This window comes from Deinococcus metallilatus, from assembly GCF_004758605.1.
Lineage (GTDB): Bacteria > Deinococcota > Deinococci > Deinococcales > Deinococcaceae > Deinococcus > Deinococcus metallilatus.
In genome coordinates this window covers 2226160-2247798 of sequence record NZ_CP038512.1, presented here as the reverse complement: position 1 = coordinate 2247798, position 21639 = coordinate 2226160, and the positions used below count along the sequence as shown (strand labels likewise).

Below are 21639 nucleotides of genomic sequence, written 5' to 3'. Positions count from 1 at the left end.
GGCCAGCGGGGAGAGAGACACGGGCCGGGTCACCGGGAACCCGCCAGGGGGGAAGGCTGCGGGGTCAGGGGCGCGGCCGAGTCCCGCTCGATGAAGGTGGTCTTCAGCCGCACGCTCTGGGGGACCGTCTGGCCGCCCAGCAGGTTCAGCAGCGTCCGGCAGGCGAGGGCGCCCAGGTCGTAGGCGGGCTGCGCGACCACCGTGATGGCGGGCGTCATGGTCTGGGCCCAGCGCGAGTCGTCGAAGCCGATCAGCGAGAGGTCGTCCGGCAGGCGCAGGCCCAGCTCGCGGGCGGCCAGCACCGCGCCCACGGTCATCTCGTTGTTGCCCACGAAGAGGGCGGTGGGGCGCTCGGCGGGCGGGAGCGTCAGCAGGGCGTGGGCCGCCGCGCGCCCGTCCGCCTCGCGGTGGTTGCCGGGCACGACCAGTTCGGGGCGGTAGGGCAGGCCCGCGTCCAGCAGCGCCCGCCGGTAGCCCTCGTGCCGCTCGACGGCGGTGCTGATGTCCAGCCGCCCCACGATCATCCCGATGCGGCGGTGGCCCAGGGCCGCCAGGTGCGATACCGCCCGGTAAGCACCCACCTCGTTGTCCACCATCACGGTATGGGCGCCTGCCCGGCCGCTCGCACGGTCGAGTTCGATCACCGGCAGATTGGGCAGCAGCTTCAGGTTCAGGTGCGTGGCGGGCGTGGGCACCACGATCAGGCCCTGGGGCAGATGGCCGCGCAGCGTCTCGAACGCGCGGCGTTCCTTGGCGGATTCCTCGTCCGTGTTGAACATGAGGACGGTGTAGCCCTGCGCCTCGGCCACGTCCTGCACGCCCTTGGCCAGCAGGGCGTGAAAGGGGTTGAGGATATCGGTGACCACCAGCCCCAGGCTGCGGCTCCCGCGCTGACGCAGGCTGCGCGCCAGCACGTTGGGCTGATACCCCAGCGTCCGGGCCGCCTCCAGCACCCGCTCCCGCGTGGCTTCAGCCACCAGTTCGGGCCGCGTCAGCGCCCGCGAGGCGGTGGCGGGGGAAACCTGGGCGAGTTTGGCGACATCTTCGAGGCTGATCATGAAATCGTTTTCACTTTCACGAGAGGGAAGGTGGCGGGGTAGATACCCGTTCAGACGGGAGGGATACAGGCGCGAGACGGGGGCTTGCACCGCTCTGAAATCGATTTCAGTTTCCGATGCACGCAGTGTCGTTCATCGCGCGGCGAATGTCAAGAGTGGGTCGGCGGGGCGGCTCAGCCTGCCTGCTGACAGGTTGGACGCGCCGCTGCGCTAGCCTGCTCGCAAGGTGCCCACCCTGCTGTCCGCCGAATCCATTTCCGTCACCTTTGGGGAGCGGCCCGTGCTGGTGGACATTTCGCTCTCGGTCGCGGCGGGTGAGCGCGTGGCGCTGCTGGGGCGCAACGGGGCGGGGAAGACCACGCTGCTGCGCGTGCTGACCGGCGAAGTGGTGCCGGAAGAAGGGACGGTGTGGCGGGCACCGGGCCTGCGCGTGGGCGTCCTCGAACAGCACCACGCCCCCCCGCCGGGCCTGACGGTGCGGGAACTGGTGGACGCCGCGCACCCCTACCGCGAGCTGGAAACGGAACTGCTGCTGCTGGAAGCGAACCTGGGCGACCCGCAGACGCTGGCCGCCTGGACCGCGCTGCACGCCCGCCTGGAAGACGCCGGGGCCTACACCTGGCCCGCCCGCGCCGCGCGGGTGCTGGGGATGCTCGACCTCACGCGCTTCATCTTCCGCGAGGCGGCGACTCTCTCGGGCGGCGAGCGCACCCGGCTCGCGCTGGCGCTGGCCCTGGCCCGCGAACCTGACCTGCTGATCCTCGACGAGCCGACCAACCACCTCGACATCCGGATGCGCGAGTGGCTGGAAGACTGGCTGCGGGACTTCCGGGGCGGCGTGCTGCTGACCAGCCACGACCGCGATTTTCTGGACGCCGCCGCGACCCGCAGCCTGTGGCTGGAGGACGGGGAGGGGGCGGACTATCCGGGCGGTTACTCCCGCGCCCGGGCGCAACGCGACCTCGAACGCCGCACGCGCGAGCGCGCCGCCCGCCTGGGCGAACGGGAGGCCGCCCGCCTGGCCGGAAGTGTCGAGCAACTGGACCGCTGGGGCCGCCGCTCGCGCGCCCTCAAGACCCGCGCCGAACGCCTGCCGGTGATCGAGGCGCCCCTCCCCGAACGGCAGCTCCGGATGCGGCTGCTGGCCGGGACGGCGCGGGCGCGGCTGGTCGCGTGGGGCGAACACCTCTCCAAGACCTATGGCGACCGCATGGTTCTGCAAGACGTGGCCTTCAAGCTGCGCCAGGGCGACCGCGTGGCCCTGATGGGCGCGAACGGCACCGGCAAGACCACGCTGATGCGGCTGCTGGCCGGAGAACTTCACCCCGATCCCGGCCCGCCCGAACCCGTCCTGCGCGTGGCGAACGGCGTCACCGTCGCCAGCCTGGACCAGACCTGGCACGGCCTGACGCCGGGCGAGGGGCTGAAGGCGCAGTTCGAGCGCCGGTTCGGGACGCGCGCAAACGCCCTGCTGGGCCGCGCCGGATTCGTCGAAGCTGACTGGGCCAAGACGCCTTCAGAACTCTCCGGCGGCGAGCGGGCGCGGGCGGGGCTGGCCCTGGTGAGTGCCCTGCGGGCCGACCTGCTGATCCTCGACGAACCGACCAACCACCTCGACGTGGAGGCGCTGCTGGCCCTGGAAGGGGCCGTCCACGCTTACGGCGGCGCGGTCGTGATCGTCACCCACGACCGCCGCTTTGCCCGCGAGGTCGCCAACCGCCTGTGGGTGATCGAGGACGGCCGCTTGCGCGAGGTGGCCGGGTGGGGCTCGCGCGAGTACAGCGACCCGGCCCGGACGCTCACGGGCGATCCGCCGCCACCGCCTCCACCCCCCACATCCCGCCAGCGCCTTGTTTCCATCGAGCTGCAACTCGCGGACATCCGCCGCGAACTGGATGCGCCGCCCGGCACCCTCACCGGACGCGAGGAGGCCCGGCTGCGGGCGCAGGCGCATCAGCTTCAGGCACACCTGGACGAGTTGTACGCGCAGGCCTACGCCGCTCCCCAGTTCGACGCCCAGGTGCGCGAGCCGCCGTTGACGGTCCGCGCGCAGAAACTCGGCGACTGTGTGGGTGGGAGGGGGGGCGGCATGTTCTGGGCCGCCCGCGACGAGGAATGCCCCCACCTCGCCTGGGACGGTGAGACGCTGCGCTTCTCGGCCTTGCCGCCCGCCTGGTACGGCGCGGCGCTGCTCGGTGGAGCACTCCGCATCCTCTTTGAGCAGTGGAATGTGGGTCGGGTGCGGCTGGGTGAGGGTGGCCCGGTCCTGAAACGGCGGGCGTACTTCGAGCGGATTGGGGTGGTCAGTGGTGAGTAGTAAGTGGTGAGTGGGAAAGATAAGGCTGAAGCGTGGGCTTCAGTAGAGCCACGAGGCAGCGTGGAGTGATTGGAGGAGGGCAGAGCGGCGAAAAAAGACCCCTCACCCAACCCTCTGCTTCGCAGCTTTGCAAGTCTCCCCAGGGAGAGGGCTTTTCTGTCCCCTCTCCCCTTGGTAGAGGGGCCTCGCGCAGCGAGGGGGTGAGGGGTCTTTGTAGCTCTACCCAGGCCTCTGCCCCTGTCTTTTTTCCACTCACCACTGACCACTCACCACTTCCCGCGCCCAGCGCCCCGCCCCGCTATACTCCCCGTCATGAGTGAAGACCTGATCAAGGGCCGTCTCGGCGGCGCGGACGGCTACAGTGTCCGCTGCGCCATCGACGGCGACCGCATCTCGGGCCGCGCAGGCGGCAAGCTGCACGGCAAGGACATTGACCTGGAAATCACCGAGCGGGGCGTGCAGGGCACGGTCGGCACCGAACCCGTCCGGGTGGAACTGGAAGAAGGCGAACTGCGCGGCAACGTCGGCAGCCAGAAGCTGGTGCTGCGCGGCGTGGACCGCGTGACCGGCTTCCTGGGCGAACCCATCGTGGGCTGGAACGTCGTCGCCCAGCAGCAGGGCGAGAAGCTCCAGGGTCAGCTCGGCAGCACGGTGCTGGGCCGCCCCTTCGAACTCGACCTCGGTACGGCGCCCGGCTGGGTGGGCACCCTGGTCGCGGTGGTGGCCTTCTACGCGCTGGAACCGCGCGCGAGCGCCAGCGTCAGCCGCTGAGGAGCCGTCAGCTCTCAGCCATCAGCAGAAACGCCCCGGCCTGTGCCGGGGCGTTTTCTTCTTTGCCGACTGCTTCCCGGCTACCGCGTAAACAGCCGGTACGTCACCCCGAAGCGCACCTTGGTGCTGTCCTCGTCGTTCTGCACGCCCAGGCTGATGCTGGCGCGGCGGTTGATGTTGTAGGCGGCGCTGAAGCTGGGGCGGATCGACTGGAGGTTCAGGCCGCTCAGGGGCGTGCTGACCTTGAAGGTCACGCGGCCATCCGGCGTGCTGTAGGTGGCGTCGAGCAGGCCCTCGCCGTTCAGGTTCACCTGATATTGCAGGTACAGGTCGCGCGTCAGGTACGAGCCGAGCGTCAGGGTCGCGCCCAGCGTGCCGTCCGCCGCGGCCAGATTCGGCGTGAGGCGGAACACGTCCAGCCCCAGCGCGCGGGCCACGTTGCGTTCCAGTTCGCCCAGCACGAACACGTTCAGCGCGGTTTGCAGGGCGCTGGTGCCGAGCGCGGCCAGATTCTCGGGCAGGGCTTGCAGGTCCGGCACGCCGGTGGCGACCAGCGCGTACAGTTGCGCTTCGGTATAGGGGTTGCCGGTCGTGGGGTCGGTGCAGGTGGTGGCGGCGGCCGCAGCCGTGCAGCTCAGGTTGGTGCGGAGGACCAGCACGTCCTGGCCGTTCGTGGCGGGCCGGAACTCGCCCTGAACGTCCAGCGTGACGGGCACCCGCTGCCCGGTGGTGGCGGAGGGGACGGTGCCGCCAGCGAGGACCGCGAAGGTCGGCAGCACCCCGTCGCCCGAGAAGCTGACCCGCCCGCTCCGCAGCGTGAACTCGTTCTCGCGCAGGAACAGCGTGCCGCGCTGCGCCAGGATGTCCCCCCGCAACTGGGGCCGCGCGCCCGTTCCCGACAGCACCAGGTTCCCGCTGAACTCGGCGCGGGCCAGCGCCTCGTCCACCCGGATGCCGTTGGGCGCCTGGATGGGGATGTTGTCGAAGACGAGCCGTTCCAGGAAGGGCAGCGCGGGGCGTTCCGCCGCCGGGCCGGTCTGGGGCTGCGGGAAGGTCGTGTACTCCGGGGGAAGCGGGCTGGGGTAGTTGTCGGTGGTGCGGCCACCGGCCGAGGCCGGACCGCCCACGCTGCTCTGCCCCGGCGCGGGAATGGTCGCCGGAGCGTTGGCGCGCCCCAGTGTGAGCCGCAGGAAGTTGGCGGCGCCGCTGACGTGGACGAGCTGGCCGTCGTCCACGGCCCGCAGGTCGGCGTTCAGCACGCTCTCCCGCGCGTAGATGGCCGCCAGCGGCAGGTTGTAGTTCCGCGCGGTGAGGGTGAGGTCGGGCCGGGGCGCCAGCGTGCCCGTCACGCGCAGGGCGCCCGCCGGGTTCGTGGGGGACGCGGCGCTGAGGCTCTGCGCGTCCAGCGTCCAGCGCGTTCCGGTCGCCTGCGTCAGCGTGACGGTGGTGTTCGGCAGCGCGCCGAGGGCCTGCGGCGCCAGCAGGCCGGTAAAGGTCACCCGCGTGCCCGACAGTTTTCCGAGCGTGAGCTGGCCCTTCACGTCCACCGTGCCGTCACTGCCGACCGTGCCCCCCGTCAGGACGCGCCCGCCCGCCGTAAAGGCTCCGGAGTCCGGCAGGTCGCCCGCGAAGCTGGGAATCTGGAGGCTCAGGCCCGCCACGCTGCCGACGAGGTTCTGCGCGCGCAGCAGGCCGCGCGGGCGGTCGTAGGTGCCCGCCGCCGTGAGCGTCACGCTGCCCTTGAGGCTGGGGGTGAGTTCGGCCAGGCCCGGAATCAGCCGCAGCACCGGCGTGAAGGTCGTGTTGCTGAACTGCGCGTTGAGGTCCACCCGCTGCCGCGTGTATCCGCCGCGCACGTCCCAGGTGCCCGCGCCCGCAAGCTGGATGTTCAGGTTCCGCAGTTCCCGCGCCGCGTAATCCAGCGTGCCGGTGCCGGTCAGCGTCTCGGTGACGGCGCTTTCACCCGTGCCGCTCGTCGCGGTGACGCGGATGCGCTCCGCGACGACGGTGGCGTTGCCCGCGAGGGGATCGGCCAGCGGCAGCGAGAAGCGGGCCACGCCCGTTACCACGCCCTCACCCACGGGGGTGCCGGTAAAGGCCGCGACCACGGCGCCCAGCGGCAGCGCCTGCAAGGTTGCCCGCCCGTTCAGCGTGCCGCCGGTCAGGCTGGCGAAGAAGTCCGTCTCCCCCAGGAAGCCGCGAATGCGCCAGTCGCCGCCGACCAGCGTGCCTTCCACCCGCGCGCCGAGCTGTTTCGGCCCGATTTGCAGGGCCGGGCTGCTGATCACGACCGTGCCGCCGCCGTCCTGGATGTTCGCCTCGCCACTCACGCGGCCCGAGAGGCCGGGGGCGATGTTCAGTTTGGCGACTTCCACATTGTCCAGCAGGGCGCGCAGGCGGTAGCCCTGGTCGGTCGGGCGCACGTTGCCCAGGCCGCCCAGGGCCGGGAGCAGGTCCGCGAGGCCGCCACCCCCGGTGAGTTGCGCCTCGCCCATGTCGTTCCCCGCCGTCAGGTTCGCCTGGAAGGTCTGCCCGCCCAGCGTGACCGTTCCCGCCAGCCGCACGTCCTGCCCCAGCGCATTCAGGGGATAGCGCGCCGCCGTGACCGAACCCGTCAGGCCCCCCGCGCCGGAGATGACGTTGGCCGTGAGGGTGCCGCCCTCCCGCGCGAGCGTTCCCGTCAGGTTCCCCGTCCAGCCCGCCTCGCCCCGCGTGGCGTTCACCTTCACCACGCCGGAGGGCAGCGCCGCGCTCGCCTGGACCTGCGGTTGGCCGCCGGTCAGGGTCACGTCCGCCGCCAGGTCCCCCGCCAGCGTCACGCCCAGGTAAGGCACGGTGTAGTCGGTGGTGACGTTCGTGACGCGGACGTTCACGCGCCCGTCCTGGGTGGCGGTGCTGACCGTACCGTTCGCCGTGAGCTGGCCGGTCACGTGCGGCAGCTCCAGGCGAGCGAGGTCCAGGCCCGGCAGGTCCGCCCGCAGGGTCCCCCCGTTCCAGGTCACGCGGCCCGCGTTGAGGCCGTCGGTCACGTTCAGGTCCGCTGCCTTCAGGCTGGCCGTGCCCGCCGCGCGCCACTCGCCCCGCCGCACGCTCAGCGTGAGAGTCGGGTCTGCCAGCGGCCCGGTCGGCGTGACGCTCAGGCTGAGTTCGGGGCGGGTCAGGGCCGCCGTGCCCAGCCAGTGCCACCCGCTCCCCCCATTCTGGCCACGTTCGTCGGGACGCAGTTCCAGCACGCCGTTCGCGGTGGCGCCGGGGCCGTCGGTCAGCCGCAGTTGCACGCCGTCCGCGTTCGCCACCAGCCGGGTCCCCGCGCCCAGCAGCCCCGCCTCGCCCGTCACCAGGGGGTGAGCCAGCGGGCCGGAGAACTTCAGGTTCGCGGCCTCAGTCAGCACGCCGTCCGGCCCGCCGGTCACGCGGGCGGTGCCGTGCCAGCCGGTGAAGGGGTCGGCGTTCACGTTCAGCGCCGCGCGCAGGCCCTGCCCGCTCAGCGTCCCGTTCAGGGCCAGCGCGCGGGCCTGGTACGTGGCGCGCAGGTTGCCGTCCGGCACCCCGTTCGCCGTGAGGGTGAGGTCCGCCGTGCCGTTCAGCTTCGCCGTGCCGCTGGCACGCAGGGTGCTGCCCGCCGCGTTCGCCGTGAAGCCGTTCAGGGTGAGTGTCTGCCCCTCCAGCGTGGCGACGGTCGTCCCGGCCTGCGTCAGCGTGCCGTGCAGCTCGCTCGGCGTGCCGGTGAAGGCCCCGGTGGTGTCGGAGAGCTGCACGCCGGAAACCTGCGCCCCGCGTGTGGTCAGCGTTCCGGCGAGGCGCGGGGCGGCCAGCGTGCCCGCCAGCGTCACGTCCGCCGCCGCCGTGCCGCTGCCGTTCACCAGCGCCAGCGGCGTGAGGTGGAGTTGTCCGGCCAGCGCGGGCAGGAAGCCCTGGCCGGGCGTCAGGGTGAGGCGGCCCGTGCCGAGCGTTCCGGCATTCAGCGCATAGCCGCCCTGGCCGTCGCCCGTCAGCGTGACGGGGTTCGGCAGGCCGGGCAGCGTCGCGGTGGCGGTGCCTGTCAGGCGGGGCCAGACGCCGTTCAGGTCCAGCCGCACCGTGCTGTCCCCCTGCCGCGCCGTGCCGTAGACCCGCGCCCGCACGGTGCCCGCCGCGAGGTCGAGGGCGTCAGCGTCGGCGTACAGGATGCCTTCCTGCCCTTTGCCCTTCAGGGTCACGCGGGCATTCGCGCGGGCGTCCCGCAGCGGGCCGGAGAGGGCGATCCGTGCATCAAAGCTGTCCGTGACGGAGGAGGCATTCCCGGTCACCAGCACGGCCTCCAGCGGGCCGCTGAGGGTGAGGTCGGCATTGACCAGACCCGCGCCAAAGGCCTGCGCGTTCACGTTCCGCGCCGTCACGCGCACACCTGCTGGCAGCGCCCCGCTCGCCTTCAGCACGCCGCCGCGCAGGCTGCCGGACAGGTCGGCCTCCAGCACGCCAGGCTGCCCGCTGCGGCGCAGATAGGTCGCGCGGCCATACAGGCTGAACGGCCCGGCCGTGCCCTGCTCGCCGCGCAGGGCGAGGTTCTGGGCTTCCACCCGTTCAGGCCCCCGCGCCAGCGTGCCCGAGGCGCGCACCGTCCCGGCGAAGGTCAGCGCGTCCACGCCCCAGGCCGGGGGCAGCAGCCGGGCGAGGCGGACGGGTTCGGCACGGAGGGTGGCCTCGTAGCGTCCGCCGCTCAGCGTCGCGCCGCTCGCCAGCCGCTCGCCCGCGAGGCGCAGCGCCACGTCTCCGGCGCGGTACGTCGCGCCCAGGTCGCCGGTTAGGTCGCCGCCCGCGTCGGCCAGGCGGCCCGCGAAGCTGGCTTCCAGCCTGCTCCAGCTCGCGCCCGCCAGCGTCGCGCGGCCCGTGGCGCGCAGCTCAGCCGCGCGGCCCCACAGCGCCCCCACGTCCAGCGCGGTGAGGTCCAGCGTGCCGCCCGGCTTCAGCGGGAGGTCGGCGGGGAAGGTTCCGGCCACGCTCGCCGGGCCGATCCTGCCCGCCAGCGCGAGTGTTCCCGCTCCCTTCAGGGTCGCGTCCAGCGCCCCGCCCGGAACATTGCCCACCGCACGCAATGACCCCAGCCACCCGCTGCGCGCGTTCCAGCCAGTCACGCCGTCCAGCCGCACCCGCGTCTCTCCGCTGACAAAGGGCGCGTGGACGCTCAGGCGGCTGTCCTGCAACCCACCCAGCGCCCCCGACCCCAGTTGCCCACGGGCGAACCCGACCAGCGCCTCGCCGCTGAAGTTCACCTTCCAGGCCTGGCCCAGCAGCCGGGCGGTCAGCGCGGTGCCGCTCGCCTGGAGGCCGCCCGCCGCGCCAGTCAGGGTGCCCTGTGCGCGCACGTCGGGTTTGCTGAGGGGGCCCCGCGCCTGCACCGTGTATGTGCCCGGCAGATAGTCCGTCAGCGTGGCCTTCGCGCTGAGGTTCAGGGTGGGGAAGACCGGGCCGCTCGCGCGCAGCGTGGCGTAAGGCAGCTTCGCCGTCGCCCCCTGGACCCGCAGCACCCCTCCGGTGTAGGTGGCCGGGGCCTGGAAGGCGGCGCCCGCCACCTCCCCGGCCGCGTTCACCCGCAGGTCACGCAGGGTGCCGGTGACGGTGCCGCTGACGCTTCCCGCCGTGCCTGCCAGCGCCTGGAGGTCCGGGGCGTCGAAGCTGCCCGCCACGCGCCAGTCGGTGTCCGCCCGGTTCAGTTTCAGATTCGCGTTCGCGCCCGCCACGACCCCATTCAGCGTGACCGCCGCGTTCAGCCCGGTGAGGGCCTGCCCGGTGGCGGTCAGGTCCAGGGAACGGCCCCGGTACGTTCCGGCCGCCCGCAGCGTTAAGGTGTCCGCCGCGTTCCCGCTCAGCGTGCCGCGCACGTCGCCCACGTTCAGCACGGCGTTTGCACGGGGGTAGAGGGGGCCGCGCACCCGCACGCTCAGGCCCGCGAGGTCGCTGGTCAGGTCGGCGCCGAGTTGCCCGCCCGCCAGCGTCACGTTGCCGACGGCCCGCTGCCCCGCCGCCGCCAGGTTCACGCGCGCCCGTCCATTTGCCCGTGCGAAGTCGAGGTTTGGGACGGTCAGGTCCGCCGTGACGCTGCCCGTCGCCTCCAGCCAGGGGCGCAGGGCGCGCGCGTCCAGCACCGCGCCGTTCACCGTGAGGGTGCGCCCGTCGTAGCGGACGGGAATCCGGCTGCCGGGATGCGTCAGCGTGCCCGAGGCACTCAGCCCGTGCGTCCAGCCCACCCGGGCCGTGAGGTCCAGCGGGTCACCCAGGTAGCTCGTCCCCCGCGTGGTGAGCGTTGCCTCGTCCGCGCCCACCTGCGCCACCAGTCGTCCCGGCACCACTTCCGCGCGCAGTTCGGCGGGCAGCAGCGGCAGGAGGGGGGAGAGGCTCGCCGTCAGCGTGCCGCCCAGGGTGGGCAGCAGCGTCACGCGGCCCGCGACCGGACCGGACGGCACGGCGTTGAGCCTCGTCCCTTCACCCACCAGCCGCACGGTGCCCGCCTGTCCGGCCAGCGTGTAGCGGAGGTTCGCGCCGCCACTCCAGTGGCCCGCCAGATACGTCAGGCCGCCCACCTCCACCCGGCCCCCCGTCAGCGAGGCGGACAGCGGGAGAGTCTGCGCGGGGAGGGTGACGCGCGTGGCCCCCTCCCCGAAGGTCTGGGGGTTCACCCGCAGCGTGCCGCGCAGGTTCGCCACGCCGCCCGTCGCCTGCGCGGTGACGTACGGCCCGTTCACGTTCACCCGCAGGTCTTCGAGCGTGGCGGGGAGGGTCAGGCGCCCGGTCGCCGTCACGGTATGCCCGGCCACCTCGCCCGCCGCGTTCACGCGCCCGCCACTCGCGGTGAGGTGCAGCGGCCCGGCGGTCAGGTCGCCGGTCAGCACGCCATTTCGGGCGGTCAGGTCGCCGCCCACGCGCTGCCCGGCCAGCGTCAGGCCGCGCGAGCGCACGTCGAAATCCGAGAAGCCGCGCAGGGTGACCCGCGCGCTGCCGCCCGAGCCGTCGAACACGTCCACCGTGCCGCGCGGGGAGAGGCCCGTGCCGGTCACGTGGCCGTCCACGTACACACCCGCCACCGGGCCGCGCACGTTCAGATCGTAGCGCCCCTCCGGCAGCGCGGCCATGCCCACGGCGCGCAGCCCTTCGCGGTCGGTCAGCCGCACGTTCAGGTTCTGCCAGGGGCCGCGCAGGGCGACGGTGTACTGGTCCAGCACGCCGCTCGCGTTGACGGTGCCCCGGAAACCGGGGGCCCAGGTCGCCTGCCCCTGGACCCGGCCCGCCTGCCCAAAGGCCGTCAGCGCCTGTTGCCCCGAGACGGCCAGCAGCCCGGACCTGGCATCGTACTTGACCCGCAGGTCGCCCCAGGTGCCGCTCAGGGTCAGGGCGGGGGTGAGGGTGCCCGTGACATTCACCGCCTGCCCCGGAATCGTCACGCCCGAGAAGGACAGTTCCCCCGTGCGCCCCGTCAGCCTCGCCCGCAGGTGGCCGTACTCGCCGCTCAGGGCCGCGTTCAGCGTCTGCCCCTGCCAGGAGGCGGTGCCGCTCGCCTGCACCTGCGGGTACACCTGCCCGGTGAGGTGCGCCGCCAGGTCCGAGAAGGCGCCGTTCAGGTTCGCCTGCACGTTTCCGCCCGTTCGCGTCAGCGTGCCGCGCACCCTCGCGCCCGCCGCCGTCCCGTCCACGCGGGCCGTCCCCCCCCGCCCCGCCAGCGCGAGGTCCAGCGTACCGCCCAGGTCCTTTACCCCGATCAATGGCCGCAGCGCCGCGAGGTTCACCCGTCCGGTCGCGTCCCAGTTCTGGCCGTTCAGCACGCCGCGCGCCGTCTCTCCAACGGTGGTCAGCGTGAAGCGCACACCGTCATCCATGCTCAGCACGCCCTGGATGTCCGCACCCTGGACCCGCGCGGTCGTTCGGAAGCCCTCCGCGAGCTGGGTATCGGCCAGCACGGTCACGCCGCCTGCCGTGCCCCGCAGCCGCACCACGTCGCCCAGCCCGGTCGCGGTGAGATTGAAGCCGTTCCCGGTGGCGGTCAGGGTGCCCACCGCCCGCAGCCGGTTGGTCACCGTCGCCGTGCCGTTCACGCGCACGCCGCCCGCCACCTCCAGATGGCGGGCCTCCAGAATGAAGGCGTCCCCGCGCCAGGTCAGGCGCTGATCACCCGGGGTGAAGGTGCCTCGCTGCGCCACGTAGTTCAGGTTCAGCGGCCCGCGCAGCGTCCCCGGCACGCCCGGCACGTCTGCGGCGAGCGTGCCCACCACGTCCCCGCCCGTCAGGTCCACGCGGCCCTGCCCGCTCAGCGTGACGCCCGCCCCAGTCAGGTTCCGGGCGGTCCAGTGGCCCCGGAAGTTGCGGTCCAGGTCGAGGGTGACGCTGCCCAGGTCGGCCTTCAGGCCCTCTTTGTTCAGCCGGGCCGTTCCGGCGAACGCGAAGGGTCCGGCCTGCCCGTTCGTCACCACAGCGCGCAGGTCCTGCGGCTTCCCCCGCAGGGTCACCTGTGCCCGCGCCGCGCCGTAGGTGGGGTTGAGGGTCGCCTGGAGGGCCTGCGTGTGGAGGGCGAAGGTGCCACCCAGAGGGCCGCCCAGCCCCCGGCCTGCCAGCGTCAGCACGTTGTGGGCGTCGATGTCGGCCGTCACGTCCAGCGGCTTCCCGGCGAAGGTGCCGGTCCAGTCGGCTTCACCCGCGCGGCCAAAGGCCCAGCGCCCGCTGAGGGCCTGCTGGCCCGCCAGCGCCGTCTTCGCGCTGAAGGCCAGGTCGTTCGTCTGCCCCGCCGAACCGCCCGCCCCGTCGCGGTTGAGGAAGGTGTACTCGGCCTTCAGGTCGCGGAAGGGAAGGCCCGCCAGGGTGCCCGCCCCCTTCCCGTATGCCTTCACGCGGACGGTACTCCAGCCGCCCGCCGTCACGCGCAGGCTCAGATCGCCGTGCCCGGTGGTGCCCAGCGCGTGGGCCAGGCCCGCCACCGTCGGCGCCGCCTCCGCCGTGACCGTCCAGTTCTTCGCCTTCAGGTCCACGCCGCCCCTGGCCGTGACCGGGCCGTCCCACCCCTGCCCGCTGAGGCTCAGGGTGATGTCCTCGCCCCGGTGGAGCGCCGTGCCGGAGATGTCGCGGACCGTCACGAAGCGCGCTTCCGGCACGCGGATGCTGGCGCCCCTCACCTTCAGGTCGCCGCGCACGGGGCCTTCCCCCAGCACGTAGCGGCCCGTGATCCGCCCGCCCGTCACGCCGTGCCAGTAGTGGTTCAGCACCCGCGCGTCGGCGTCCAGGTCCAGCACGAAGACATTTCCCGGCTTCACGGTCACGTCGGCGTTCAGTTCGCCGTCCGGGGTCTGCCCGCGCACCGCCAGAGTGCCGTTCTGGCCCGGCGTCACGCGGAAGCGGCCGTCCGGGATGTTCACGCCCGAGCCGTCCACGTTCACCCGCGTGCGCTGCACGTCCACGCCGTTCAGCACGACCTTCCAGCCGCCGCCTGCCGCGCGGCTCTTGCCTTTCTCGCCCGCCAGCAGGTCTTTCAGCTTCAGGGTGACGGTCGCGTCCGAGACGGCCACGTTCAGGTGCACGGTCCGGCCCGGCAGGTCCACCCCCGCCACGCTCACGCCCGCCTGACCGGCCGCCGCGTCCACGCCCGGCAGCTTGACCTGCGCGCCTTGCAGCCTGGGGGACCACAGCGGCCCGCCCACGCCCTGCGCCGTGACCTGTACGTTCCCGCCGCTCACCTGTTCCAGTGCCCACTGTCCCAGCAGCGCGGGCGCGAACCACGCGCTCAAACCCAGCAGGGCGGCGATCACCAGCAGCACCCAGGGCCAGCGCCGCCGGGCGGGACGACGCGGGGTCATGGGGGTGAGGTCCGGGCGCGGCGTGTCGGTCACGCGCGGACCGCTGGCAGGCGAAACAGGGCGCTTGAAACGGGGCGAGCGGGCATCTTTTCTAGTCTACCGTTCCCCAGGTGAGCGCCCAGCCCCGGACCCTCACCCGACCGTCAGAAACGCACGCTCTGTGGGTGCCCCGACCCGCTACCATGCGGCCCATGCGCCTGACCGCTCTCGTCTCCGGTACCGTTCAGGGCGTCGGGTACCGCCGCTACGTGCAACGCCACGCCCGCGACCTCGGCTTATCCGGCAGTGCCGAGAACCTGCTCGACGGACGGGTGGAGGTCGTCGCTGAAGGTCCCCAGGAGGGCCTTGACCGCCTGCTGCACTGGCTGCGGCGCGGCCCGCCCCACGCCCGCGTCGAGGACGTGCAGACCCAGTACAGCGAGGCGACTGGGCTGCGGGAGTTTCACGTGTACTGATGCGGCGGGACGATGGGGAAAAAGACCCCTCACCCCCTGGCTTCGCCAGGCCCCTCTACCAAGGGGAGAGGGGTCATAGAAAAGCCCTCTCCCCTGGGGAGAGGCTTGGGTGAGGGGTTTTTGCCTCCCCTCAGGTATGGCGCTCCACTGCCTCCTTCTGCCCTTCCGGCGTGTCGCCGGGTGGGGGCGGCTCGCGGCGCACGCGGTAGTAACGCTTGAGGGACTGGCTGAGGCCGCCCAGCCCGGGAAAGAGGGTGCGCTCGGTGATGTTGGATTGATCCAGCTTGTCGCGGACCTCCCACTTGAGGGCGGCGGGCAGGATGACCTGGCGATAGGTCTGGGGATGATCGGCCAGCCAGTCGTCCAGGGGTTCTTCCGGGTCGGAGAGCAGCGAGAAGAGGGCGGCCTGCTGCACGATGCGCTCGTCGATGGAGGGCGGTTCCAGAAACAGCAGGAAGGGATGCTCGGCCTCCCGCTCCAGGTCTTCCAGCCAGCCGAGGTCGAAGGTGGGGCGGCGGCCCGGCCCGCGCGCCTGATGCTCCCTGGAAAAGGCGGTGAGCATGTCCACCGTAAATACGTCCGCCCCTTCCTGGGCCAGCAGGGTTTTCAGCGGGGGGGGCAGTTCCTCGTTGGTCCGGGTGAAGTTGACCATCCAGATGACGCCGTCCCGGTCATAGAGGTCCTCGTCGCCGGTGGCGAAGTGCAGGGCGACCAGGGGCGAGGTGGTCCAGTCGAGCAGGCGGGTCGGCAGGCCGTGATGCTGGCCCACCGCCAGCCAGTACCACGACAGGTCGCGGTCCATGCCGCTGCTGTAGGCATACTTGCGGAAGTTGCGCAGCAGGTGCCGCTCGACCTCGCGCGTTTCCCCCGAGAGCCGTTGCAGCGTGGTTGTGAGCTTGGCGTCCGCCTGACCCTGCCCCCGGAACACGAAGGGCGACCGGAAGCGGCCCAGGCTGGCGTTCCAGGACTCCCCGTACAGCACCTCATGCAGTTCCGGCCACGACGACACCCGGATTTCGTTCATGGCCCCAGGGTAAGGGCGGGCCAGGACAGCGGCGGCAACGGTGAAGGGAGGCTGATGCTTGAGCTTGTCCCCGGCGTCTTCCGGTCGCCCAGTTACCCGGTGGCGGCGAAAGCGGCGGCGCGGCGCACCTGTTCGGCACTGGGGCGCACGCCGGTATAGAGCACGAACTGCTCGGCGGCCTGAAGGGCGATCACCTCCGCTCCGGTGATGACCCGTTGGCCCTGCTCCCGCGCGAGGCGGATCAGCGGCGTCTCAGCCGGGAGCGCCACCACGTCGAACACCGTGTCCGCGCTCGCCACCACCTCGGGCGGGAAGGCGAGGGCCTGTGCCTCCTCGCCGCCCGCCATGCCGAGAGGCGTCGCGTTGATCAGCACGTCCGGGCGCAGCGGTCCCAGCTCGGCCTGCCAGCGGAAACCGCAGGAGTGGGCCAGCGCCTCTCCGGCCGCCTGATTCCGGGCCAGGATGACGCCCTGCCGGAACCCCGCGTCCCGCAACGCCGCCGCGACTGCCTTGGCCATGCCGCCACTGCCGCGCAGGGCGAACAGGGCATCCGGGGGCACCTGATGGACCTTCAGCAGGCTGGCTACCGCCAGGTAATCGGTGTTGTAGGCCCGGAGCCAGCCCGCCGTATTGACCACCGTGTTGACGGACTGGATCACGGCGGCCGAGGGGTCCAGCTCGTCCACCCACGCGATGCACGCTTCCTTGAACGGCATCGAGACGGCGCAACCCCGGATGCCCAGTGCCCGGACACCGCCGATGGCCGCCCGCAGGTCATCCGTGGTAAAGGCCTTGTAGATGAAGTCGAGGTCCAGTTCCTCGTAGAGGAAGTTGTGGAAGCGGGTGCCGAAGTTGCCCGGTCGCCCCGCCAGGGACATGCAGAGCTGGGTGTCCTTGGTGATCGTTCGCGCCATACCGTCTCCTGTGAGAAGAAGCTCCCCTCGCCGCCCCCCTTGAAGGCTCCCCCAAGGCACGCCGCCGCCCCCGCCCCTTAAGGTGACCGCATGAGCGTCAAGGACAACTTTACGGCGGACGAGTGGTTCAAGGTGATGAACGGTCCTGGCCGGGCAGGGGCCGCGGTGGTGGCCGCCAGCCCCAGCGGGGTGACCGGACTGCTCGCGGAGGCGCAGGCCATCGGGCAGGCCATCCGCGAGCAGGTGAGCGCGCAGGGCCGCACGCCGCTGCTGGAGGCGATGGCCGCCGACCTGGTGGGCACTCCGCCCGATCCCCGCGACCTGCCGCCACAGGAGCGGCCCCGCAACATGGACGAGGCCCGCGCGCAGAACGTGGAAGGCGTGCGCCAGGCCGTCTGGCTGGTCAACAGCAAGGCCAGCCCCGAGGACGCCGCCGCCTACCGCCACCTGCTCTGGACCGTGGCCGAACGCACCGCCCAGGCCGCGAGGGAAGGCGGTTTCCTGGGCCTCGGCGGCGAGCAGGTGAGCGAGCAGGAACGCGCCGTACTGGACGAACTGCGCCGCGTGATCGGCCCGGACGCGGGGACAGGTGCGGTGCCCATCACCCACGAGACGCCGCCCGTAAACCCGGACGGGTCGGGCAACAGCGGGTGAAGGGCTGAACGGAACGCGCCCGGGCTAGGCTGACGCCCATGAGCGACATGCCACCCAACGTCCGGTTCGTCAACGTTCCCACCCTGGGCCGCGCACCCGGCTATTCCCATCTGGCCGAGGTACGGGGCGGGCGCACCGTCTACCTCTCCGGGCAGATCGCCGTGGACGAGTCCGGCGCGACGGTCGGCGCAGGGGACTTCACGGCCCAGGCCCGGAAGGTGTTCGGGAACATCGCCCTGGCGCTGGCCGAGGTCGGATTGACCTTCGACTCGGTTGTGAAACTGACCTTCTTCCTGACGGACTTTGCCCACCTGCCCCAGATGCGGGCCGTGCGGGATGAGTTCGTGAACGTGCAAACCCCACCGACGAGCAGCGCGGTCCAGGTGGCGGCGCTGGTGCGCCCTGAACTGCTGATCGAGGTCGAGGCGATTGCCGTAGCCCCCTGAACCTGTATCCTGTTTCCGGAGCGGGTGGCGACTGGCGCTGAACGTGGGCTGACCACGGGGAAGTCACCTGGAAAGAGACGTGATCGCGCGCCTGGGTCGGACGCACCGCCTGTTGCGGGGGCGTCCGCGCTTTTTTGCGGGGAGGCAGGAGAAGGCATGACGAGACGGGCACTGATTTCGGTCAGCGACAAGACGGGCATCGAGGACTTCGCGCGGGCTCTGGCAGAGCGCGGCTGGGAACTGCTCAGCACGGGCGGGACGTTGGCGGCGCTGCGGTCTGCGGGCATCCCGGCGACGGCGGTCAGCGACGTGACCGGCTTCCCCGAGATTCTGGACGGGCGCGTGAAGACCCTGCACCCCGCCATTCACGGCGGCATCCTGGCCCGGCGCGAGGAGGGGCATCTGGCCCAGCTCGCGGAACATGGCCTCGGCCCCATCGACCTGGTGTGCGTGAACCTCTACCCCTTCCGCGAGACGGTGGCGCGTGGAGCCGGGTTTGAGGAGGCCATCGAGAACATCGACATCGGCGGCCCCGCGATGATCCGCGCCGCCGCGAAGAACCACGCCGGTGTGCTGGTGCTGGTGGACCCCGCCGACTACGGGCTGGCGTTGGCGGACGAGGTTTCCCAGGCCGACCGCCGCCGCCTCGCCGCCAAGGCGTTTCGCCACACCAGCGACTACGACGCCGCCATCAGCGCCTATCTGGAAGGCACAGCCGGGGCAGGCGCAGACGGGGCAGGCACAGACGGGGCGGAGGAGACGCTCCCCGAGCACCTCACCCTGAACCTCTCCCGGGTGGCTGAGGTGCGTTACGGCGAGAATCCTCACCAGCCGGGCGCGATCTACCGCCTCGGGGCGGAGCGCGGCCCGGTGCTCGACGCCCGCGTGGTCGCCGGGAAGCCGATGAGCTTCAACAACTACGCCGATGCCGACGCCGCCTGGGCACTCGCGCAGGAACTCGCGGCGCAGGAGGACCAACCGGCCGGAACCCGCGCCGTGTGCGTCGCGGTGAAACACGCCAACCCCTGCGGTGTTGCGGTGGCGGACACCGTCCAGGCCGCCTGGGAACAGGCCCGCGATGCCGATACCCTCAGCGTGTTCGGCGGCGTGGTCGCGGTGAGCCGCCCGGTGGACCTCGCGGCGGCGCAGAGCATGCGCGGCACCTTTCTGGAAGTGCTGATCACGCCGGAGGTGACGCCGGAGGCGGTGGAGTGGTTCGCCGCGAAAAAACCGGACCTGCGTGTGCTGGTGGCCGACACCGCCGCCTACCCCGGCACCCTGGACGTGCGGCCCCTCGCCGGGGGCTTCGCGGTGCAGCGCCGCGACGCCCGCCCCTGGGACGACCTCTGCCCCGAGGTGGTGACTACCCGTCCGCCGACAGAGCAGGAATGGCTGGACCTGCGCTTCGCCTGGGCAGTCGTGAAGCACGCGCGCAGCAACGCCGTGGTGCTGGCGAAGGATGGCGTGACGGTCGGCCTGGGCGCCGGGGCCGTCAGCCGCATCTGGGCCGCCGAGCGGGCGGTGCAGAACGCCGGGGAGCGGGCACGCGGCGCGGTCCTCGCCTCCGAGGCGTTCTTTCCCTTCGACGACGTGGTGCACCTTGCGGCGGGAGCGGGCGTAACGGCCGTCCTCCAGCCCGGCGGCGCGAAACGCGACCCGGAAGTGATCGCGGCGGCGAACGACCTCGGCCTCAGCATGGTGTTCACGGGGTCGCGGCACTTCCGGCATTGAGAGAAGCTTTCAGCGGCGCAAGCGGGAGCTTCCGCTTCAGGCTGAGTGCTGATGGTTGAACGTTGACCACCCAGGAGACGCATGGCAGAACCCCAACCCCAGACCCTTCCCGGCAAGCCCCTGGCCGACGCCGTGACGCGCGGTGTCCGGGCCGCCCTGGCGGCCTGGGCCGAGGCGGAACCCGGCTTCCGGCCCCACCTGGTCAGTGTGCTGGCCTCCGACGACGAGGCGTCGCGCGTGTACGTCCACAGCAAGGCGCGGCAGGCCGGGCGCCTGGGCGTGCGCTTCACGGTGCGTGATCTGGGCGCGGACGCCACGCAGGACGAGCTGCACGCGGCCTTGCAGACGCTTTCGGCAGATGCTGATGTCCACGGCATCGTGCTGGAATTGCCGCTGGCGGCGGGGCTGGACGCCGACGCCGCGCTGCTGCACATCGCCCCCCGCAAGGACGTGGAGGGCCTGACGCCCGCCAACCTCGCCCTGATCGCCGCCGGACGCGAGGCCGAGGCGCTGCTGCCGCCCACGCCCCGCAGCGTGCGCTTCCTGCTGCGGGAGGCGCTGGGCGATGACCTGCGGGGACGGCGAGTGGCGGTGATCGGCCCCGGGCGCACGGTGGGCCGCCCCCTCACCTTCATGCTGAACAACCGCGGCGTGACGGTCACGCTCTGCAACGAATACACCCGTGCTCTGGCGGACGTGCTGGCCCCCCAGGACGCGGTGGTGGTGGCGGTCGGTCACGCGGGCCTGCTGCGCCCCGAACACGTCCAGCCCCAGCACATCGTGATCGACGCGGGCATCAGCGTCACGCCGGAGGGGGTGGTGGGCGATGCCCTGCCCGATCTGCCCGTCCGCGCCCAGACACCCGTGCCGGGAGGCGTCGGTCCCCTCACCAGCGCGCTGATGTACCAGAACCTGGTGCGCGCGGTGAAGTTGCAGCGGGGGGAGTCGGTGGAATAGCCGGGGAAAAACAGGAGCAGGGGGACGCGGGCTGGCTCGGCGTCCCCCTGCTCCTTGTGGCCGTCAATCCCCGGACGACGCGGCGTTCACGCTCACGCCCGGGCCGCGCGTCCCCCTTCCGGTTCGGCGTGGCGGGCGCTCTTGTCCCAGGTGCGGCGGCCCGTGAAGTGGTTCTTGAAGGCCAGCGGGAGGCTCAGGAACAGCGCGAACCCGTAGACCGGGAAGCTGGCCGCCGTGAACAGCACCCGCCCGGCGGGCATCCGGTTTTCCAACTGGTAGCGGACCAGCCAGTTCAGTTGCAGGCCCAGGTTCAGCAGGCTGACGGTCAGGCCCACCTCGGGCGACAGGATCAGGCCGTGCGCGCCGGTCGCCCAGCGCAGCGGCTGTGTCAGGAGCGTCAGCACGATCACCACGTTGAACCAGGGGCCGAGGATGAAGTACGTGAAGTCCAGCCGCGCCAGCAGGGGGACCCCCGTCCGCCACAGCCGTCCCAGGTAGGGCAGGCACTGCAAGGTGCCCTGGGTCCAGCGTGCCCGCTGCCGGGTAAAGCGCCGCAGGTCGGGCAGGCCCTGCTGGGTGACCGGGTGTTCCAGAAAGGCGAGGCGGTGCGCGGGCTGCGCGAGGCGGACCTCCAGCCCGCTGGCGAAGTCCTCCAGCAGCACGTCCGGCCAGGGGTCCACGCCCCGCGCGAACTGCTCCGCCACGTAGCTCGCGCGCATGAACTGCCCGTTGCCGCACAGCGCGGCCGTGTGCCAGTGCGACCGCAGCACCTGGAGGTGCCGGGTGATGAAGAATTCCACGTCCTGCTGCTGCTCCAGCATGCGGCCAATCAGGTTGGCGGGCTGGAGGCGCTGTGCCGACTGGCGAATCCGCACGCGGGCCTGCGCGCCCATCACCTGCCGGTCCCCCAGTGCCCGCCGCGCCTCCGCCAGCAGTTCCGGCCCGATGCGGCCGTCGGCGTCGATCACCGCGAAGACCTCGCGCGACAGGTCGGCGCCCTCGGCGCGCAGGCCCGCCAGCAGCTCCGTGACCGCCCAGTTCAGCGCCTTGCCCTTGCCCTGGCGGGCCTCCGGGGCGACGCGCCGCAGCAGCAGCACACCGGGGTCCGAGGCCGCGAGCGCCGAAACGAGCACCGCCGTCGCGTCGTCGCTGCCGTCGTCGATCACGGCCACCCGGTCGCCCGGCGAGACGAGGCGCAGGTTCCGCACGGTCGCCTCGATCACCTGCGCCTCGTTGAGTGCCGGAATCAGAAAGGTAAAGCGCAGACCGGGATCGGCCGGAGCAGAACGTCTCGGTTTGGGCAGCAGCGCCGCGAGCAGCATCTGGAAACTGTAAAAACACAGCAGGATCAGCCCGATCAGGTCCAGTGCAGTAAAGAAGTTCGTCAAGATTCACCTCGGCAGGGCCAGGCCCAGCGGACCCGTTTTACCCCCTTACTATGCATGGAAGATGAAGCGAAGACCACGGGACTTGTGACAGAGAAGGGCGGCGCTTGAC

General features: G+C 72.0%; 12 protein-coding genes and 1 riboswitch. Of the genes, 7 read left to right on the top strand and 5 right to left on the bottom strand.

Features of this window, described 5'->3' with window-relative positions; all coding sequences use genetic code 11:
• Window positions 1-29 precede the first annotated feature (29 nt).
• Entirely contained in the window at window positions 30-1058 is a 1029-nt protein-coding gene (locus E5F05_RS16785) for a LacI family DNA-binding transcriptional regulator (RefSeq protein ID WP_129119778.1), read from the bottom strand.
• A 226-nt stretch (window positions 1059-1284) separates the two neighbouring features.
• Here E5F05_RS16785 and E5F05_RS16780 point away from each other — a divergent pair, with 226 nt between their 5' ends.
• Both E5F05_RS16780 and E5F05_RS16775 read left to right on the top strand, forming a co-directional pair.
• A complete protein-coding gene (locus E5F05_RS16780) occupies window positions 1285-3375 on the top strand; it encodes an ABC-F family ATP-binding cassette domain-containing protein (protein ID WP_129119777.1) in 2091 nt (696 codons plus the stop codon).
• A gap of 312 nt (window positions 3376-3687) precedes the next feature.
• The gene (locus E5F05_RS16775; protein ID WP_129119776.1) at window positions 3688-4146 is read left to right on the top strand and encodes a hypothetical protein; all 459 of its coding nucleotides are present in this window, start codon (window positions 3688-3690) and stop codon (window positions 4144-4146) included.
• Window positions 4147-4226: 80 nt separating this feature from the next.
• Here the strand turns inward: E5F05_RS16775 and E5F05_RS16770 are convergent, their stop codons facing one another.
• A complete protein-coding gene (locus E5F05_RS16770) occupies window positions 4227-13994 on the bottom strand; it encodes a translocation/assembly module TamB domain-containing protein (RefSeq protein WP_129119775.1) in 9768 nt (3255 codons plus the stop codon).
• A 158-nt stretch (window positions 13995-14152) separates the two neighbouring features.
• On the opposite strand from E5F05_RS16770, the gene E5F05_RS16765 reads away from it, so the two are divergent.
• Entirely contained in the window at window positions 14153-14416 is a 264-nt protein-coding gene (locus E5F05_RS16765) for an acylphosphatase (RefSeq protein ID WP_129119774.1), read from the top strand.
• 130 nt (window positions 14417-14546) lie between these two features.
• On the opposite strand, the gene E5F05_RS16760 is transcribed toward E5F05_RS16765, so the two are convergent.
• Both E5F05_RS16760 and E5F05_RS16755 read right to left on the bottom strand, forming a co-directional pair.
• Window positions 14547-15440, bottom strand: coding sequence for an FRG domain-containing protein (locus tag E5F05_RS16760; protein WP_129119773.1), 894 nt, complete (start codon window positions 15438-15440; stop codon window positions 14547-14549).
• Between the two features lie 92 nt (window positions 15441-15532).
• Window positions 15533-16354 (bottom strand): shikimate 5-dehydrogenase, encoded by an 822-nt coding sequence (locus tag E5F05_RS16755; RefSeq protein ID WP_129119772.1) that lies wholly within the window; start codon window positions 16352-16354, stop codon window positions 15533-15535.
• A 90-nt stretch (window positions 16355-16444) separates the two neighbouring features.
• Here E5F05_RS16755 and E5F05_RS16750 point away from each other — a divergent pair, with 90 nt between their 5' ends.
• From E5F05_RS16750 to E5F05_RS16735, 4 genes are all read left to right on the top strand, one after another.
• Window positions 16445-17008, top strand: coding sequence for a hypothetical protein (locus tag E5F05_RS16750; protein WP_129119771.1), 564 nt, complete (start codon window positions 16445-16447; stop codon window positions 17006-17008).
• Between the two features lie 38 nt (window positions 17009-17046).
• The gene (locus E5F05_RS16745) at window positions 17047-17454 is read left to right on the top strand and encodes a RidA family protein (protein WP_129119770.1); all 408 of its coding nucleotides are present in this window, start codon (window positions 17047-17049) and stop codon (window positions 17452-17454) included.
• Between the two features lie 17 nt (window positions 17455-17471).
• Window positions 17472-17558, top strand: a riboswitch (ZMP/ZTP riboswitch).
• 52 nt (window positions 17559-17610) lie between these two features.
• A complete protein-coding gene (gene purH / locus E5F05_RS16740; RefSeq protein ID WP_129119769.1) occupies window positions 17611-19185 on the top strand; it encodes a bifunctional phosphoribosylaminoimidazolecarboxamide formyltransferase/IMP cyclohydrolase in 1575 nt (524 codons plus the stop codon).
• Window positions 19186-19266: 81 nt separating this feature from the next.
• A complete protein-coding gene (locus tag E5F05_RS16735; protein ID WP_129119768.1) occupies window positions 19267-20142 on the top strand; it encodes a bifunctional 5,10-methylenetetrahydrofolate dehydrogenase/5,10-methenyltetrahydrofolate cyclohydrolase in 876 nt (291 codons plus the stop codon).
• Window positions 20143-20234: 92 nt separating this feature from the next.
• Here the strand turns inward: E5F05_RS16735 and E5F05_RS16730 are convergent, their stop codons facing one another.
• A complete protein-coding gene (locus E5F05_RS16730; protein ID WP_129119767.1) occupies window positions 20235-21530 on the bottom strand; it encodes a glycosyltransferase in 1296 nt (431 codons plus the stop codon).
• Window positions 21531-21639: the final 109 nt, after the last annotated feature.